14 protein-coding genes, 1 pseudogene and 1 riboswitch are annotated in these 16,072 nt (G+C 73.8%); of the genes and pseudogenes, 9 read left to right on the forward strand and 6 right to left on the reverse strand.

The window, feature by feature from the left end:
* Positions 1 to 99 precede the first annotated feature (99 nt).
* Entirely contained in the window at positions 100 to 582 is a 483-nt protein-coding gene (locus ACF1BE_RS05470; RefSeq protein WP_392197647.1) for a hypothetical protein, read from the reverse strand.
* A gap of 163 nt (positions 583 to 745) precedes the next feature.
* On the opposite strand from ACF1BE_RS05470, the gene ACF1BE_RS05475 reads away from it, so the two are divergent.
* Entirely contained in the window at positions 746 to 1,900 is a 1,155-nt protein-coding gene (locus ACF1BE_RS05475; protein WP_392197839.1) for a PP2C family protein-serine/threonine phosphatase, read from the forward strand.
* A gap of 73 nt (positions 1,901 to 1,973) precedes the next feature.
* On the forward strand, positions 1,974 to 3,200 hold the full coding sequence (locus tag ACF1BE_RS05480; protein ID WP_392197648.1) for a hypothetical protein: 1,227 nt from the start codon (positions 1,974 to 1,976) through the stop codon (positions 3,198 to 3,200).
* 2 nt (positions 3,201 to 3,202) lie between these two features.
* Here ACF1BE_RS05480 and ACF1BE_RS05485 read toward each other — a convergent pair whose 3' ends face one another.
* Together ACF1BE_RS05485 and ACF1BE_RS05490 are read right to left on the reverse strand one after the other, a co-directional pair.
* Positions 3,203 to 5,179 carry an Ig-like domain repeat protein gene (locus tag ACF1BE_RS05485; RefSeq protein ID WP_392197649.1) on the reverse strand — a complete coding sequence of 659 codons (1,977 nt, stop codon included), beginning with the start codon at positions 5,177 to 5,179 and terminating at the stop codon, positions 3,203 to 3,205.
* A gap of 188 nt (positions 5,180 to 5,367) precedes the next feature.
* Positions 5,368 to 5,598 carry a hypothetical protein gene (locus ACF1BE_RS05490; protein WP_392197650.1) on the reverse strand — a complete coding sequence of 77 codons (231 nt, stop codon included), beginning with the start codon at positions 5,596 to 5,598 and terminating at the stop codon, positions 5,368 to 5,370.
* 113 nt (positions 5,599 to 5,711) lie between these two features.
* On the opposite strand from ACF1BE_RS05490, the gene ACF1BE_RS05495 reads away from it, so the two are divergent.
* Positions 5,712 to 7,055: a tetratricopeptide repeat protein gene (locus ACF1BE_RS05495; RefSeq protein ID WP_392197840.1), complete on the forward strand. Its 1,344-nt coding sequence runs from the start codon at positions 5,712 to 5,714 to the stop codon at positions 7,053 to 7,055.
* A 3-nt stretch (positions 7,056 to 7,058) separates the two neighbouring features.
* Here ACF1BE_RS05495 and ACF1BE_RS05500 read toward each other — a convergent pair whose 3' ends face one another.
* Positions 7,059 to 7,859 (reverse strand): hypothetical protein, encoded by an 801-nt coding sequence (locus ACF1BE_RS05500; protein ID WP_392197651.1) that lies wholly within the window; start codon positions 7,857 to 7,859, stop codon positions 7,059 to 7,061.
* A 516-nt stretch (positions 7,860 to 8,375) separates the two neighbouring features.
* On the opposite strand from ACF1BE_RS05500, the gene ACF1BE_RS05505 reads away from it, so the two are divergent.
* Positions 8,376 to 9,341 (forward strand): nucleoside hydrolase, encoded by a 966-nt coding sequence (locus ACF1BE_RS05505; RefSeq protein ID WP_392197652.1) that lies wholly within the window; start codon positions 8,376 to 8,378, stop codon positions 9,339 to 9,341.
* Positions 9,342 to 9,405: 64 nt separating this feature from the next.
* Here the strand turns inward: ACF1BE_RS05505 and ACF1BE_RS05510 are convergent, their stop codons facing one another.
* Positions 9,406 to 10,491 carry a HoxN/HupN/NixA family nickel/cobalt transporter gene (locus ACF1BE_RS05510; protein WP_392197841.1) on the reverse strand — a complete coding sequence of 362 codons (1,086 nt, stop codon included), beginning with the start codon at positions 10,489 to 10,491 and terminating at the stop codon, positions 9,406 to 9,408.
* 28 nt (positions 10,492 to 10,519) lie between these two features.
* Positions 10,520 to 10,705: riboswitch (cobalamin riboswitch) on the reverse strand.
* Between the two features lie 78 nt (positions 10,706 to 10,783).
* Between ACF1BE_RS05510 and ACF1BE_RS05515 the strand changes: the two genes are divergently transcribed.
* Positions 10,784 to 11,134 carry an ArsR/SmtB family transcription factor gene (locus tag ACF1BE_RS05515; protein WP_392197653.1) on the forward strand — a complete coding sequence of 117 codons (351 nt, stop codon included), beginning with the start codon at positions 10,784 to 10,786 and terminating at the stop codon, positions 11,132 to 11,134.
* Positions 11,135 to 11,214: 80 nt separating this feature from the next.
* Positions 11,215 to 12,861 carry a glycoside hydrolase family 13 protein gene (locus ACF1BE_RS05520; protein ID WP_392197654.1) on the forward strand — a complete coding sequence of 549 codons (1,647 nt, stop codon included), beginning with the start codon at positions 11,215 to 11,217 and terminating at the stop codon, positions 12,859 to 12,861.
* On the opposite strand, the gene ACF1BE_RS05525 is transcribed toward ACF1BE_RS05520, so the two are convergent.
* The gene (locus ACF1BE_RS05525) at positions 12,858 to 13,607 is read right to left on the reverse strand and encodes a DUF4142 domain-containing protein (protein ID WP_392197842.1); all 750 of its coding nucleotides are present in this window, start codon (positions 13,605 to 13,607) and stop codon (positions 12,858 to 12,860) included. The genes ACF1BE_RS05520 and ACF1BE_RS05525 overlap by 4 nt on opposite strands.
* A 172-nt stretch (positions 13,608 to 13,779) precedes the next feature.
* On the opposite strand from ACF1BE_RS05525, the pseudogene ACF1BE_RS05530 reads away from it, so the two are divergent.
* The 3 genes and pseudogenes from ACF1BE_RS05530 to ACF1BE_RS05540 form a co-directional block, all read left to right on the forward strand.
* Positions 13,780 to 14,131 (forward strand): annotated as a pseudogene (locus tag ACF1BE_RS05530) (hypothetical protein); the annotation flags it as partial.
* An 18-nt stretch (positions 14,132 to 14,149) separates the two neighbouring features.
* On the forward strand, positions 14,150 to 14,860 hold the full coding sequence (locus ACF1BE_RS05535) for a DUF4328 domain-containing protein (protein WP_392197655.1): 711 nt from the start codon (positions 14,150 to 14,152) through the stop codon (positions 14,858 to 14,860).
* 135 nt (positions 14,861 to 14,995) lie between these two features.
* Entirely contained in the window at positions 14,996 to 15,943 is a 948-nt protein-coding gene (locus tag ACF1BE_RS05540; protein ID WP_392197656.1) for an MIP/aquaporin family protein, read from the forward strand.
* The last annotated feature ends 129 nt before the right edge of the window (positions 15,944 to 16,072 follow it).

The raw sequence follows: 16,072 nt of genomic DNA on the forward strand, positions 1-16,072 counted from the left end.
GGGGGGCCCGGGCCCCCCCCGGGGGGGGGGGGGGGGGGGGGGGGCCCGGGGGGGGGGGGGGGCCCCCCCCCCCCGGCCCCCCCCCCCCCCACGGCGCGCTCAGCGGACCCGGTGCCCGAACGCGTCCTCATGCGTGTAGTACCGGTAGAAGAGCACGGCGAAGGTGATCGCCGATATCACCAGGGACAACAGCGCCGCCCCCAGCACCGTCACGCCGCTCTGGCTGTACAGGAAGCCGAACGCGCACCCGGCGAACACCGACCACAGCAGCGCGTGCACCTCCCGCCGCATGCGCGGGGCCAGTACCAGCAGGGCCGCGCACACCACCGCGAACACCAGTGCGCTCGCGAAGCCGAGCAGCACGTTCCAGCCGGTGATCGGCCCGCCGAAGCGGTTGTCGGCCGCGACCCAGCAGCCGTAGAGCAGCCCCAGTACGACGGGGACGGCCACCCGGGCGATCCGGTGGACGCGCGCGTCGAACACGTCCGGCGGCCGCTGACGCACGTCGGTGTCGCGCCGCTCCGCCCCGGGCGTGCGGCCGGGCCGGGACATTCCGTCGGGTGCGGGTGCCGCTTGAGCCATGAGAGCACTCCTTCCTGTCCTCTCCCCCGATCCGCCCCCGCCTTCCAGGGCACACCGGGGCGCACGGCCCGGCAACTCGGCCAGGAGGGTGAGGGTGCCCGGATGCGTGCCGGTGACCGCCGTGGTTCGCTGAAGCAATGGAGGGCTGCCGGCCGTGACGCGGATGGAGTACGGGCGGCGGCGCGCGCTGCTGAGGATCCGCGGGCGCAGCATCGCCTGGCTGCCGCCGCTGCTGCTGCTCGTCGGTGTCATCATGCTGGACCTGTCCACCAGCGAGGACTTCCGGATCATCTCCTGGATCGTCCTGGTCCCGGGCATCGCCGCCGCGATCTGCGGGGTGTGGACGACCGCCGCCTACAGCGTGCTGTCGCTGGTGGCGTACGGCGCGGTCGAAAGCGCCTGGCCCGACCAGTACCGAGCCGGGTTCGGCAACTTCCTCCTGGTCACCTTCGGCGGCCTCCTCGCCACCCTGGCCGCCGTCGTGCGTGTCCGCCAGGAACGGCAGGTGCTGCACATCCGGGACATCGCCGAGACCACCCGGCGTACCGTGCTGCGCCCGCTGCCGGCCCGCTGGGGCGGTCTGGAGCACGCGGGGGTGTACCTGGCCGCCGACACCGACGCCCGGGTCGGCGGCGACTTCTACGACATCCAGCCCGGCCCGCACGGCACGCGGCTGCTCGTCGGCGACGTGCAGGGCAAGGGACTCGGGGCCGTGGAGGCCGCCGCCGCGCTGCTCGGCACCTTCCGCGAGGCCGGCTATCACGAACCGGACCTCGCGACCGTCGCCGCCCGCCTGGAGACCCGGATGCTGCGGCACCGCGGCCACAGAGCCGCGCTCGGCCACCACGACGGCGACCGCTTCGCCACCGCCGTGCTCATCGCCTTCCCCGAGGACACGCCGGAGGCGATCGAACTGGTCAACTTCGGGCACGAGCCCCCGTTCGCCGTCGGCCCGCGCGGGCTGCGCGAGCTGCCCAGCGGCGACGGTGTCCCGCTCGGCTTCGGTGACCTCGCGGGCGGGCTGCCGCCCGTGCACCGGGTGGCGCTGGCCGTCGACGAGACGCTGCTGCTGGTCACCGACGGGGTCACCGAGGCCCGCGACGGGTCCGGCGCCTTCTATCCGCTGGCCGCCGACCTCGCCCGGGCGATCGCGGACGACCCGTGCCGCGCCGAGCCCCGGCTCCTGGTCCGCCGGGTCCGCGACGGCGTGCTGCGGCACAGCCGGGGGCGGCTGGAGGACGACACCACGGTCTTCGCGGTACGGCGGGCGGAACACGCGGTGGGCGAACCCCCCGAACGGGGACGTTTGCGCGCCTGAAGCGCCGGTGAGCAGCGCCAGCGGCTACGGTGCTGGCTGGTAAGCGGATCCACAGGTGACAGGGGGAGGCACGATGCCCGGAACCGTGCTGCTGCTCGCGGCGTCGCCGCTGGGGCGGGGACGCCTGGTGGACGCGGCCGGTGTGCTGCCGGTGCTGGCCGCCGTCGCCCCCGCCGTGCTGTCCGGCGCCGACACCGCGAACGTGGTCGAGCTCGCCGACCCGCTGGAACCGCAGGCCGTCCTCACCCGGCTGCGCGCCGCCGCCGCCGCGCCCGGCCCGCTCACCGTGTATCTCACCGGTCAGCTGCACCTGGACCGCCGCCAGCACCAGCCCCATCTGGCCCTGGCCCGCACCACCCCGGCGACGGTCCGCTACACGGCGGTGCCCTGGCACTGGATCCGCGAGGAGCTGCGGCTGCGGTCCGCCGCGGACACCGCGCTCGTCGTCGACCTGCACGCCGACGCGGAGGCCTGGCGGTACGTCACCGAGCGCGGCCTCGACTCCGGCCCCAGCACCGCCGTGTACGGCCGCGTCGCCCCGCCGCCCGGGCGCCGGGGCCCGGCCGGGCCGGCGTACATGAGAACGGTCGCCACACTGCTGCGCAGCGGCCACCGGCCACCGCTGGAGATCCTGCACCGGCAGGCGCTGGAGCGCATCCCGGAGGAGACCCGGGGGAACGCACTGCTGGCGGGCGTGGGCCCGGGCAGGAGCGGGGGCTTCGCCGGCGGCGCCGTGGGCGGGGTCCTGCCTGCCGCGGCCGGTGCCGGTGGGCCGGTGACGGGTGTCGCGCCGGCCGGCCCCGTGCCGGGTGGCGGTGCCGGTGGGTCCGCCGCCGTACCCCGTCCTGATGGTGGTCCCGGGGCCGCCGCGCGCCCGGACGATCCGCACGCCGCCATCAGCGCCGCCGTACGGGCCGGGCGGCACGAGGAGGCCGACGGGCTGGCCGCGCGCCACGAGGAGGCCGCCGCGCGGGCGCACGGGGCCGGCTCCGAGCAGGCGCTGCACTGGACCGAGGTCCGGGCCGACCTCGCGATGTTCGCGGGGGACCCGGTGCGCAGCTGCCGGGCCTGGCTGGCGGTCGCCGCGGCCCGGCTGGCGGCGGGGCAGGCGGTGGACGCGCCCGCCGTGGAGGCGGCCGTGGACCGCGCCCATCACCAGTGGGGCCGTATCGACGACACGGCGCGGGCCCGTGAACTCGGGCCCGCGCTCGCGGAGCTGAGGCTGCGGGTGCCGGGACGCCGGCGCGGCGCGCTGGAGAACGTCCAGCGGCAGCTGCGCCAGCTCCAGGCCACCCGGTAGCCCTACTTGGTGAAGGTGAAGTACTTCCAGGCGCCGTGCGTCGTGGAGTTCACGGTGTCACCGGAGGCGCTGTTGATGTACGACGAGCGGATCCGGAACCGCCAGCCGACGTCCTGGCCGTGGTCGCCGGTGATGCTGACCTTGGAGACGCCGTCGGAGCCCAGCTTGAAGTAGGCGGGGTCGCCCGGGTACCAGCGGCCCTGGGAGTACACCTCGAACTCGAACTTCTGCGCCCGGCCCGGGTAGTACGACATCTTCGTCGTGGCCAGCGGGTCCTTGGTCTTGTGGAAGAAGTAGTACGTGTGGCCCCACACCGACTTGGACTTGTACTGGTTGGCGATCGACATCGACACGCTGACCTTGGCGCCGACGGTGCTGGACGCGGAGGCGGACGTGTAGCGGGAGTCGCCCGAGAACTTCGCGGTGACCTTGGTGTCCCGCTTCAGGTCCAGGGTGACGGACAGGTTGCCGCCGGAGTCGACCGTGCCGGACTTCACCAGCTTGTCGGGCTTGTCGGCGCCGAACGGGTCGGCCCAGATCTGCACCGTGCGGTTCTTGTAGGTCTTGCCCAGGTGCGCGGTGAACCTGACGTCCTTGCCGTACGCGTACACCTTGCCGTTGTTGTCGACGGTCAGCGCCGGCTTGGCGCGGGAGACGTCGACGGTGTCCGAGCCGGAGCCGGCCGCGTGGCCCGCGTCGCCCGCGTACGCCACCGTGTACTTCACCTTGCCGCCGGCCGGCGGGGTGTCGGTGAACGAGAACGTGCCGTCGGCCCTGGTGGTCGCCGCGGCCAGGGCCTTGCCCTTCGGGGACTCCAGGTCGGTGCGGGTCACCGTCAGTCTGCTGCCGGCGGGGAGGGCCGCCGTGGAGGTGACTCCGCCCTTGACGGTGAGCTGCTTGGCGCGGGTGGCGGTGGCCGGCGCGTCCACCGTGACGGTGGTGGCCGCCTTGGTGGGCGCGGTGAGGACGCGCAGCGAGTAGGCGCCCGCACTGTTGCTGGTCACCGCGAACAGCCGGGAGCCGTCCGGGGTCCAGGCCAGCCCGGAGCGGGCCAGCAGGTCGGAGCCGCTGCTCTGGCCGGTGTTGGGGAAGTCGTAGCTGCGCAGCGCCTCGCTGCTGCCCGGGCGGAAGATGTAGACGTCCGGGTCGTAGGAGCCGTCGATGCCGGCGGCGACGGTGCCGTCGGGGGCGATGGCGACGGAGTTGGGGTAGGCGTTCGTGACGTACTTGCCGTCCTCGTCGAGGTCGGACGTCCGGAACACCTGCTGGTAGTAGGGCGCGCCGCTGGCCACCACGACGTCCTTGCCGTCGGGGGTGACCTGGAGGTCGCCGAGGTTGCTGCCGGCCTCCCGGGTGCTCGCCAGCTTCGTGGCGGTGCCCGAGGAGACGTCGTAGGAGGCCAGCTCGACCGGGCTCTGCCCGACCGCGCCCGCGACCAGCGTGCCGGAGCCGGGTGCGGCGTCCAGCATCGGGGCCTGGTACCAGCTGCGGTCCTGGTCGAGCGTGACCTCGTGCTGCTCGCCGGTCAGGTCGACGGAGCCGATGTTGCCCGCGGCGGCGCCGCCGTAGCCGAACCACAGCCGGCCGCCCGCGAGGGCGACGCTGAGCGGCTTGTCGCCGACCGCGTACCGGGTGGTCTCGGTGTCGGTGGCGGTGTCGAAGACGGCGATGCCGTCGAGGTCCTGCACGGCCGCGTAGAGCGTGCCGGAGTCGGCGGACAGTTCCAGGCCGCTGACGCCGGAGAGGTTGGTGGTGAGCTGCTTGAGCGTCTTGCCGGTGTAGTCGGTGACGACGATCTTGCCGTTCAGCGGGTCGCTGACGAAGACCTGCTGGTGAACGGCGTCCACGACGATGTCACCGGTCGTCCTGACCGGCAGAGCGGTGCTGGAGTCGGCGTGGGCCGCGGTGGTGGCGGCGAGGGACGCGGAGCTGAAGAGGACCGCCAGAGTGGTGGCGGCCGTGAGAGAGCGCTTGCGCACGCTGATTCGAACCCCCCGGAACGAATGGGAAAGGCATGGGTGCCGCGCGGGCACGGCGTTGCGTGAGCCCCCGGTGCATGAGCCGTGTGTGCCTCGCGTGGCGAGTCTGCAAAGAGTAGGTCATGCCTCTGACAATCACGCCAGGGGCCCGGGGGCTTCCGGGTTGCGGGGATCCCGGAGGAGGGGGATCAGTGACGTGCCTGCTGGGGCGCCGCCGGTGCCGGTGCCGGTGCCGCCGCCGGGACCGGTGTGGAGGCCGGCGTCAGGGCCGCCGCCCGGGCCGGGCCGGCGTTGGCCGCGAGGACGAGGGCCGTGGCGGCGACGACGGCCGCGATCACCCCGCGCGCGGGAGAGGGCGCCCCGGCCGGGCGCAGCGGGGCGCGGGGGCGTGCGCAGGGTGCGGATGTACGTCCGGACACGGCTACCTCGCAACACGAAAGCGGCGTATCAAGCATGCTTGACCCGCCATTTAACCTAGGGGCTGCCGGAGCCGAACGGCAAGAGGCGGCGGGGGAGTTGGGGGATGAGGCGAGTGCGGGAGAGGGACGACCCCGAGGTCATCGGGCGGCGCGTGCAGCGGCTGCGAGCCCAACGTGGCCTGACACAGCGACAGCTGGCCGAACCGGCGTACACGCCCGCCTACATCTCCACGCTGGAGGCCGGCCGGGTGCGGGCCTCCGAGGAGGCGCTGAGGCATATCGCCGGGCGGCTCGGCGTGGCCTTCGAGGAGCTGACCACCGGCCGGCCCGCCCACCTCGCCACCGGCCTCCGGCTGCGGCTCACCGAGGCCCGGCGCGTCCTCGCCGACGGCCGGGCCGAGGAGGCGGCCGCGCAGTACGGGGTGCTGCGGGCGGAGGCGGAGGCCCACGGACTCGGCTGCGAACAGGCCGCCGCCCTGATCGGGCTCGGCGAGTGCGCCCTGGAGACCGGCGAGCTGACCAGAGCGCGTGAGTGCTTCGAACAGGCCGAGGAACAACTGGCCGGCGAGTCGCTGCCGATGCGTGTGCCCGCCGTCCGCGGCCGGGCGGTCGCCCACTACCTCGCCGGTGAACTCCGCTACGCCGTCTACCTCCTGGAGACCGCCCTCGACGAGCTGAACCGCGGCGGACTGCACGACCCCGACGCCCTTCTGCTGCTCTACGCCGCCGTCATCGGCCCGTACATGGACATGGGCGCCCACGCCCGGGCCGCCCAGGCCGCCGAGTTCGCCCTCGCGCTCGCCCCGCGGGCCGGGGACCCCGCGCTCATCGCCCACATGCACCGCTCGGTCGCCCGCACCCTGCTCGCCGAGGGCCGGGCCGCCGAGGCCGACGCCTCCCTGGCCAAGGCCGCCGAGCTGTACCGGCAGCTGAGCCTGCGCACCGAACTGGCCAACTGCCACTGGATGCGCGGCTACGTCTGCGCGCAGAACGGCGAGCTCGAGCGGGCCGAGGCCGAGCTGCGCCAGGCCCACACCATGCTCGCGGAGAGCCGGGCCGCCCTGTACCGCAGCCAGGCCGCGGTCGAACTGGCCGACGTGCTGCACCGCCGGGGCAAGTCGGACGAGGCCGCCGCGCTGCTCCGGGGCGTCGCCGGGGACTTCTCCTCCGAGCGCGGCGCCGTCCACGCCGCCGCCGCGCACCGCCTGCTCGGCATCATCGCCGAGGACGCGGGGGACACCGAGGCCGCCGAGGAGCACTACGTCCGCGCCCTCAGCCTCCTGGAACGCGCGGGTGCCGCCGGCGACCTGGCCGACCTGTGCCGTCTCCTGGGCGACCTGCTGCGCCGTACGGGCCGCGTCGAGGCGGCCCTGGACGCCTACCGCACCGGCCTGGGCCACCGCACCGCCCCGGGCACCACCACCCTGGGCCCCGCCCCGGCCCACCCGCCCCTGTGAACCTCACACCTGGGCGCGGCCCTGCCTGCGGATGTCGGCCAGGCGCAGGGCACCGACCTGGACGGCGGCCTGCGTCGCGTCGTTCGGTACGTCGCCCAGGCCGCCGTTGGTGAGGGCGAAGGAGTCCTCGCCGACCCGGACCGCGGCCATGTCCAGCGTGAGCAGGCTCTCCTCGCCGTCCGGTGTCGTACCGGCCACGCTGATCCTGAGGCCCTGGCGCGCGTCCCCGACCTCGGGCAGCGGCGCGTCGGTCACCTGGACGTCCTCCACGGCCCCCAGTTCGGTGGTGGCCGTGAACCGCGCGCACCGCGCCGGCATCGTCCGCAGCCAGGACAGCACGGCGTCCACGTCCGCCGGGCGGCGGGTGCCGATCTGGTAGCGGAGCTGGGCGTCGGTGTCGGCGTCGTCCAGACCGGTGGCGGCGCGGGCCGGGGCGCCGAGCAGTTCGTCGCTGTAGAGGGCGTCCAGCAGCCGCTGGCACTCCCCGGCCGAGGTGGCCGCCTTCAACAGCCCGTCCCGCCAGGTGGCCGCGCCGCGTGTGGGGGTCCAGGGGGCACCGAGGTCGCTCTGGGTGATGAGCGCCGCCTGCGCCTGCTCGTCGCTGAGCGTGGAACCGTCCGGCCGCGCCGACGCCCTGGGCGTCGCGGTCGGCCGGTCGACAGTGGGGAGAGGGTGCGGGGCGGACGCCGGCTGGTGGAGACCGAGGGCCGCGCAGCCGCCGGCGGTGAGGAGACCGGTGGCGAGGAGGGGCAGCAGGACGGCTCGGGGGAGCCGGGCGATGCGGGTGCCTATCGCGGGGGTCATCGGTGCCTCCTGGGCTGCGTACGGACCGGCGGGACGCCTGGTCCCACGGCACCACCGGCCCGCCCCGCCCACCAGCGCTCGGGACCGTACGGGTGAGGGGGCGCGCCGGGCCGCCGTGCGGGTGGTGGCGCGGTACCGCCCGGGGACCGGCCTCACTCGCCGAGCCCGAGCACACGGACCCCGGGTACACCGAGCGCGAGGACACTGGGTGCAGGACGCCGGGGCGCGGTCCGGGACGCTGCTGCCCGGCCCGCCGAGGTGGTGTCACGTGGTGCCCGCCCGGCGGTGGCAGGCGTGGGAGTCCGGGCGGCGGGCCGGGCGCCGTACGCCTCGTGACGGTCGTGGCCCGGGCGCCGGCGGCCCGTCCGCTGCGCCGGGACCCCACGCGGTGCCGCCCGGGGCCGGCCGGCGTGGTCGCCCCGGCTCGCCGGGTCCGGGGCACCGGGGCAGGTCGGGCCGGTATCGGTCGGGTGCCCGGGGGCTGATCTAAGGTCGGCACGACGGAAGGAGTGCGCTGTGACCGGTGAGCCGATCCCCGTGATCATCGACTGCGACACCGGCGTCGACGACGCCCTGGCCCTGCTGTTCGCCGTACGGCACCCGGGTCTCGACCTGCGGGCGGTGACCTGCGTGGCGGGGAACACCGACGTCGACGGGGTGGTCCGCAACACGCTGACCGTGCTGGAGAGGGCGGGCGCGCCCGACGTCCCGGTGGCGCGGGGCGCCGCACGCCCGCTGATCGAGCCGGCCCGCTCGGCCCGGCATGTGCACGGCACGGACGGCATGGGCGACCTGGGCCTGCCCGCGCCCACCCGGGCCCCGGCAGCCGTCGACGCCGTCACCCTTCTGCACCGGGAGATCCTCGCCTCCCCGCGCCCGGTGACCCTGGTCCCGACCGCGCCGCTGACGAACATCGCCCTGCTGCTGCGCACCCATCCGGAGGTGACCGGGAACATCGAGCGGATCGTGTTCATGGGCGGGGCCGTGGCCGTCGGCAACGCCACCCCGGTCGCCGAGTTCAACGTCTGGCACGACCCGGAGGCGGCGGCGATCCTGCTCACGGCCGGGGTGCCGATCACGATGTACGGCCTGGACGTCTTCCGGCAGGTCGTCGTGCCCGGCCCGGAGGTGCACCGGCTGCGCGCGAGCGACGAGCCCGGTACCCGCCTGGCCGGTGACCTCCTCGCCCACCGGCCGACCTCGCAGGGCGGGCCGGCCGAGGCGGAGGAGGCGGGCGGCCTCGGCGACGCGGGCGCGGTGTGCGCGGTCGCCGACCCGCAGGGCATCACCACCCGGCTGCTGCCGGTGGAGGTCACCCTGGCCCCCGGCCCGTCCCGGGGCCAGACTGTCGTGGACCGCCGGCCCCGCCCCGGCGAGTCCGAGATCCACGGGGGCCGCCGCGAACACGCCCTGGTGGACGTGGCCCTGGAGGTCGACGTGGACCGGTACGTGAAGCTGTACCTGGAGACGGTCGGCCGCTAGGCCCTCTCGTTCGGATCATGCCGGGCTCGCGGGCCCCGATCCGGCCCGATCCGAACGAAAGACCCTAGTCGGCGGTGGCCGGCACCCGTTCCGACCAGCGCTCCTCCACCCTGGCGAACCGCCAGTACGCCAGCGCCGCCGCCCATACGACGACGAACAGGCCGACGATGAGGTAGCCGACGTTGTCCAGGTCGAGGCCGGCGACCCAGCCGGTGAGGTCGTCGTGCAGGTCGAACTTCTCGTGCAGGACGCCGACCAGCTCGATCGTGCCGATGAAGAGGGCGACGGCGATGGACAGGCCGGTGATGGCGAGGTTGTAGAACACCTTGCGGACGGGGTTGGAGAACGCCCACTGGTAGGCGAAGTTCATGAACGTGCCGTCGAGGGTGTCGAACAGGCTCATCCCGGCGGCGAAGAGCAGCGGCAGGCAGAGGACCGCGTACCAGGGCAGGCCGGCCGCCGCGCCGGAGCCGGCCATCACCATCAGCGTGACCTCGGTGGCCGTGTCGAAGCCGAGGCCGAAGAGGAAGCCGAGCGGGTACATCTGGCCCGGACGGGACACGGACTTGGTGAGCCGGCCGAGGAGCCGGTTCATGAAGCCGCGTGAGTCCAGGTGCCGTTCCAGCTGTTTCTCGTCGTACGCCCCGGCGCGCATGGCGCGGAACACCTTGAGGATGCCCACCAGCGCGACCAGGTTCAGGGCCGCGATGAGGTAGAGGAACGTGCCGGAGACGGTGGTCCCGAGGACGCCGAGCACCTGGTGGGTGCTGGATCCCTCGTTCATGACCTTCCCGGCGAGGGAGGTGCCGCCCGCGATCAGCAGCGCCAGCAGGACGACGACGCTGGAGTGGCCGAGCGCGAACCAGAAGCCCACCGACACGGGCCGTTTGCCGTCGGCCATCAGCTTGCGGGTCGTGTTGTCGATGGCGGCGATGTGGTCGGCGTCGAAGGCGTGCCGCATGCCGAGGGTGTAGGCGGTGACGCCGAGCCCGACGCCGAAGACGTCGGTGCCCACCCGGTAGTGCTCGGGGGCGACGAGGAGGAAGAGGATCCCGAAGGCGACGACGTGCAGGGCGACTATCACCGCCAGCAGTCCCGCCGTCTTGACGGTGTCCTCACGTCGCCAGCGGAAAGACGCGGCGTCGGTCATCAGGTTCACGCTCCAGCACCTCGTGGATCACTTCGTGAGCTGCCGTGGCCGGTCTCCTGGCTTACAGGTCCACGTCCGCCGTTCCTGCCTTCCCGGTCGCGTACGACCAGTGGCCCGGCGGCTGCCGGACGGAACGGGAACTCCCTGATCACAGTGGCGAGGGCCGCGTCGACCTTGCATCGACTTCCCGAGCACCACGGCCCGCCCACCGTAGAGGGGCGTGCGGTTCTCTGCATAGCTGCGCACCTGCGCAGGTATTCAAGATCACATCGGTGCCTGCGAGGATGGCGTCATGCATCTCGTGCCTGCCGACCGAGCCGACCGTCGCACCATCGACGGTCACCGGGTGTGCGAGGCGATCGCCGCCATCGGCGACGCGGATCACCTGCGCACCTGGTCCGGCCGTTTCTCCCTCCTGGCCGACCCCAACCGGCTCGCGCTGCTGCTCGCCCTGCACCGCACCGGTCCGCTCGCCGTCTCCGACCTCGCGATCGCCACCGGCATGAACGACCCCGCCGTCTCCCAGGCGCTGCGGCTGCTGCGGGCGGCCGGGGTCGTGGCGGGGGAGAAGGAGGGACGCGTGGTGCGCTACCGGGTGGTGGACGCGCAGGTACGCGGCCTTTTGGAGCACTGCGCCCTCTGACCGGCCTCGAGGAAGGTTCCCTTTCCGGGCAATGTGGACAGATACAGGGTCCGTACCGTCGTCCGTCCATGGGAGCCCGCATGGCAGACCTCTCGTCCAGGAACCCCGACTGGTGGCGGCAGGCCGTCATCTACCAGGTCTATCCGCGCAGCTTCGCCGACGCCGACGGCGACGGGCTGGGCGATCTGAGGGGCATCACCCAGCGCCTGAACCACCTGGCGACGCTGGGCGTGGACGCCCTGTGGCTGAGCCCCTTCTACCCCTCCGAACTCGCCGACGGCGGCTACGACGTCGCCGACCACCGGGACGTCGACCCGCGCCTGGGCACCCTGGACGACTTCGGCGCCCTGGTCGCCGAGGCGCACCGGCTCGGCCTGAAGGTCGTCGTCGACGTCGTCCCCAACCACACCTCCGACCGGCACCCCTGGTTCCAGGAGGCGCTGCGCGCCGCTCCCGGCTCCGCCGCCCGCGACCGTTACGTCTTCCGCGCGGGCCGCGGCGCGCACGGCGAACTCCCGCCCACCGACTGGCAGTCGCTGTTCGGCGGCAGCGCCTGGCGGCGGGTGCCCGACGGCGAGTGGTACCTCCATCTCTTCGCCCCCGAACAGCCCGACCTCAACTGGGACAACGAGGAGGTCCGCGCCGACTTCCGCACCACCCTGCGCTTCTGGTCCGACCGGGGGGTCGACGGGTTCCGGGTCGACGTCGCCCACGGCCTGGCCAAGGACCTCGCCGAGCCGCTGCGGGACGTCGGCGACGTCGGCGCGTCCGGTGAGGAGGCCCTGGCTGCGGTCCCGCCCGGCAGCCACCCGTACTGGGACCGCGACGAGGTCCACGAGATCTACCGCGACTGGCGCAAGGTCTTCGACGCCTACAGCCCGCCGCGCACCGCCGTCGCCGAGGCCTGGGTGCCGGGCCCCCGCCGCGCCCTGTACGCCCGCCCCGACGAACTCGGCCAGGCGTTCAACTTCGAGTACCTGGGGGCCCCGTGGGACGCGGAGGAGCTGCGGGACGTCATCACGGCCTCACTGGCCACGGCCCGAGCCGTCGGTGCCTCCGCCACCTGGGTGCTGTCCAACCACGACGTCGTCCGGCACGCCTCCCGCCTCGTGCTGCCGCCCGGCACCGACCCCGCCGCCTGGCTGCTGTCCGGCGGCACCGCGCCCGCGGTCGACGCGGCGGCGGGCCTGCGCCGGGCTCGGGCCGCGACCCTGCTGATGCTGGCGCTGCCCGGCTCGGCGTACCTGTACCAGGGTGAGGAACTCGGCCTGCCCGAGGTCGCCGACCTGCCCACCGAGGTGCTCCAGGACCCGATCTGGGAGCAGACCGGCCATGTCCGCAAGGGCCGCGACGGCTGCCGGGTGCCCCTGCCGTGGACGACGACCGGGCCGTCGTACGGCTTCGGGCCCGGCGCCGCCTGGCTGCCGCAGCCGGAGTCCTTCGCGGCGTACGCCGTGGAGGCGCAGGCCGGCACCGAGGGCTCCACGCTGGAGCTGTACCGCACCGCGCTGCGGCTGCGCCGCAAGCTGCTGGAGGGCGAGACACTCACCTGGACGCCCGAGGCGCCCGCCGGGGTGCTGGACTTCACCCGCGGAGAGGCCTGGCGGTGTGTCACCCATCTCGGTGCCGAGCCGGTACCGCTCCCGCCGGGCGAGGTGCTGCTGAGCAGCGCCCCGCTCCCGGGCGGCGGCACCCTGCCGCCGGACACCACCGTGTGGCTGGCCTAACGCACCGTCGGGACCGGGCTCGCACCGGGTGCCGGGCCGTTGTTGCCGCCACCGGCGAGGCCGTCGATGTCCACGGGGGTGGAGGTGGCGGTCGGCGGCGGCGTGAGCACCACCTCCGGCTGGCCCGCGGCCGGCGGCGGCGGGGTCAGGTCGGTGTCGGGGAGCTTCGGTGGGGTCGTCTGCTGGAACAGGGTCTGGTCGAAGTCGACCAGACCCGTCTTCTCCATCACCGTCATGTGGTCGAGCACGGTGTCATTGGCCTGGTCGGCCAGGGCCCGCACCAGCGAGTTCTTGGTCGTGGACCGGATCTTGGCGATGGTGTTGAAGATCGAGCCGTGGGTCATCCGCAGGATGTTGGCGAAGTCGGTGTCGAACTGCTTGCCGGTGTCCGACTTCAGCGTGTTGACGAACCCCTCCTGCTGAGGGCTCGCGACGTTGGGCAGGGTGATGTTCAGCATGGGCGCGACCTTGCGGCAGGTGGTGTCCAGCGCCGCGTGCCCGTCGATCAGGTGCCGGCTGGCCGTGAGCACCTCCTTGGAGCCGCCCTTCTGCAGGCCGATCTGCCCCACCGGGTACTCCCACAGCCCGGCCGCCCGTACCTTGACCACGAAGTCGCGGTCGGACTCGGTGAGCGGGCCCCACTGGGTGTTGGCGATGACCCGCGTGGGGGAGCTGGAGACGGTGCTCAGCCCGAGCATGCCCGGGTAGGCGAGTGCCACGAGGGTCAGGGCCATCGCACCGCCCACGAAGAGAGTTCCCGTCGCGTTCCGCGAAAAGCGCACCGTGCCTCCTGTCCGGTCGTGGATCCGGCCCGCGGCGGGAGCGGCGGGCGGGTGGGACGCACAGCAGTACGGACGGGAGAGCGATTCGTCTCTGCCGCGCGGGTAAAAAATGCGCATGCCGTTTCGGCGTACGGGGATTGATTGCCATGTGTCCAGGTTCGCCGCATGCCCCCGCAACCGCCGCCCCGGCCCGCCGGAGCGGTGCCTGGCGAAGGGCGACCGGACCGAGGGGTATCCGTACACCTCCGAGAGCCGGCCCGGGCTGCGTGCCATGCCCGGCCTGGAGCCGGGTGAACTCGCCGGGATCGAACGGCTGGTGAGGAAGGCGACCGGCGCGAAGGAACTGTGGGTGCAGCGGACGCCCGGCGGCGGCACCCTCGACCACGACCGCGTCCAGGTGGTCGGCGAGGGCGAGGGCGAACCCCGCCCGCCTGTCCGGGGGCCGGCCCGGCGGGAACGTCGCCCAGGCTCCGCACACCGACCTCGTCGGATGACAGGATGAGCTGATGACCGAACAGACGTACCAGACCGGCGGCCGTCCCTCCGACCTCCGGTTCGTCCGGACGACGGGCCGGCTGGCAGCCGGGGGGCTGCTTCTCGCCGGGGCCGCCTGGGCGGCGCGGGCCGTGTGGGAGGTGCGGCTGGCGCTGGCCGGGGAGCCGGCGTCGGGTCCGCCGGACCAGGGCGGCGGGGTGCACCGGCCGCTGACCTCGCTGGAGGACTCCTATCACCTCGTCACCTCCCTCGGGGGCGGCGCGGTGATCCTCTGCGCGCTGCTCTTCCTGTCGTGGCTGGCGCGGGTGCGGGACAACGCGCGGGCGCTGTCGGGGGAGGAAGCCAGGTACTCCGGGATCTGGCTCTGCCTCGGGTGGATCGTGCCGGTCGTCAACCTGTGGTTCCCGCGGGGGATCGTCGCCGACGCGTTCCGCCGTACGGCGCCGGGGCGCAGGCTGCCCGTCTCCGTCGAGGTGTGGTGGGGACTGTGGCTGATCGGGATGCTCAGCGGCGTGGGACTCCTCTACGAGGACTCCACGGACGAGATCATCGCCCGCGCCTACGCGGGGGTGTGGCCGCTCCTCGCGAGTGACGCGGCCGTCGTCGGGGCCGCCGTCGCCGGGGCGCTCGCCGTGCGGACCGTCACGGCCGTCCAGACGGAGCGGATGCGGGCGGTGGAGCGGGCGTCCGCCGCGCCGGCCGGGGCACCGCACGCCTTCTAGGGTCCGTCGTCCGGATTCGGGGCGCGGCACGGCTTCGGGGGCGGAGCCGACGGCCGGGGCCGTCACCCTGCGGGGAGTGACTTTGTGGGCCAATATGGTGATATTGGGCGCACCGCTCTCTCGAAGGGGGCCTCCATGGCTGTGGAAATCCCTCCGCTCGTCAAGCCGTCACGGCTCAGAAGCCGCGGCGGGCTGCTGGGCGAGTGTCTGGCGGAGTTCCTCGGAACATTCGTCCTCATCTCCTTCGGCTGCGGCGTGGTCGCGATGGCGGTCGCCGCACTGCCCGGCTCGGGCCGGGCCGCCACCACCACCACGATCTTCCTCGCGGCCGGCGACTGGCTCCTGATCACCTGGGGCTGGGCGATGGCCGTCATGCTCGGCGTCTACGTCGCCGGCGGCATCAGCGGCGCCCACCTCAACCCCGCGGTGACCCTGGCGATGGCCCTGCGCCGCGGTTTCTCCTGGGCCAAGGTCGTGCCGTACTGGTTCGCCCAGGTCGTCGGCGCCCTCACCGGCGCGGCCCTGGTCTACCTCGTGTACCACAACGCGATCAACGCTTTCGACAGCGCGATGAAGGGGCCCAAGACGGACGGGCACACCCTCGCCACGTTCTCGATCTTCGCGACGTTCCCGGCGCCGTACTTCCACGGCGGCACCTGGGGGCCGCTGATCGACCAGATCGTCGGCACGGCCTTCCTGCTCATGCTGATCGCCGCCGTCATCGACCTGCGCAACCAGGCCGTGAAGGCCAACCTGGGGCCGCTGATCGTGGGCTTCGTCGTCGCCGCCATCGGCATGTCGTACGGAGCGAACGCCGGGTACGCCATCAACCCGGCCCGTGACTTCGGACCCCGCCTGTTCACCTACGCGGCGGGCTGGGACGGGCTGGCGTTCCCGGGGACCGTGCCCGGCGCGTTCAGCGCCTACTGGTGGATCCCGATCGTCGGGCCGCTGATCGGCGGCGCCATCGGCATCCTGATCTACGACCTGTTCATCGGGGACGTCCTGGTCGTACGGTCGGAGATGGCCGAGCTGCCCGAGCCGGGACGCTCGACCCCGGTCATGACCAGCGACGACGAGTAGCCGACGCCCGGACGGCCGCCGCGCCCCGGCCCGGGCGCGGCGGCCGTCCGCGCCCCACCCGCCGGCCGGAGCCCCTGGGACCTGCGGTTGCGCCCCGGCCGGCGGCGCCCGTCTGCGATAATCGCCCTT

This window comes from Streptomyces sp. NPDC014991, from assembly GCF_043080665.1.
GTDB lineage: Bacteria > Actinomycetota > Actinomycetes > Streptomycetales > Streptomycetaceae > Streptomyces.

Excerpts from the sequence above, each read along its gene's own strand:
- ACF1BE_RS05470 (WP_392197647.1), bottom strand. The coding sequence starts at position 582 with ATGGCTCAAGCGGCACCCGCACCCGACGGAATGTCCCGGCCCGGCCGC.
- ACF1BE_RS05475 (WP_392197839.1), top strand. The coding sequence starts at position 746 with ATGGAGTACGGGCGGCGGCGCGCGCTGCTGAGGATCCGCGGGCGCAGC.
- ACF1BE_RS05480 (WP_392197648.1), top strand. The coding sequence starts at position 1,974 with ATGCCCGGAACCGTGCTGCTGCTCGCGGCGTCGCCGCTGGGGCGGGGA.
- ACF1BE_RS05500 (WP_392197651.1), bottom strand. The coding sequence starts at position 7,859 with ATGACCCCCGCGATAGGCACCCGCATCGCCCGGCTCCCCCGAGCCGTC.
- ACF1BE_RS05510 (WP_392197841.1), bottom strand. The coding sequence starts at position 10,491 with ATGACCGACGCCGCGTCTTTCCGCTGGCGACGTGAGGACACCGTCAAG.
- ACF1BE_RS05515 (WP_392197653.1), top strand. The coding sequence starts at position 10,784 with ATGCATCTCGTGCCTGCCGACCGAGCCGACCGTCGCACCATCGACGGT.
- ACF1BE_RS05520 (WP_392197654.1), top strand. The coding sequence starts at position 11,215 with ATGGCAGACCTCTCGTCCAGGAACCCCGACTGGTGGCGGCAGGCCGTC.
- ACF1BE_RS05535 (WP_392197655.1), top strand. The coding sequence starts at position 14,150 with ATGACCGAACAGACGTACCAGACCGGCGGCCGTCCCTCCGACCTCCGG.
- ACF1BE_RS05540 (WP_392197656.1), top strand. The coding sequence starts at position 14,996 with ATGGCTGTGGAAATCCCTCCGCTCGTCAAGCCGTCACGGCTCAGAAGC.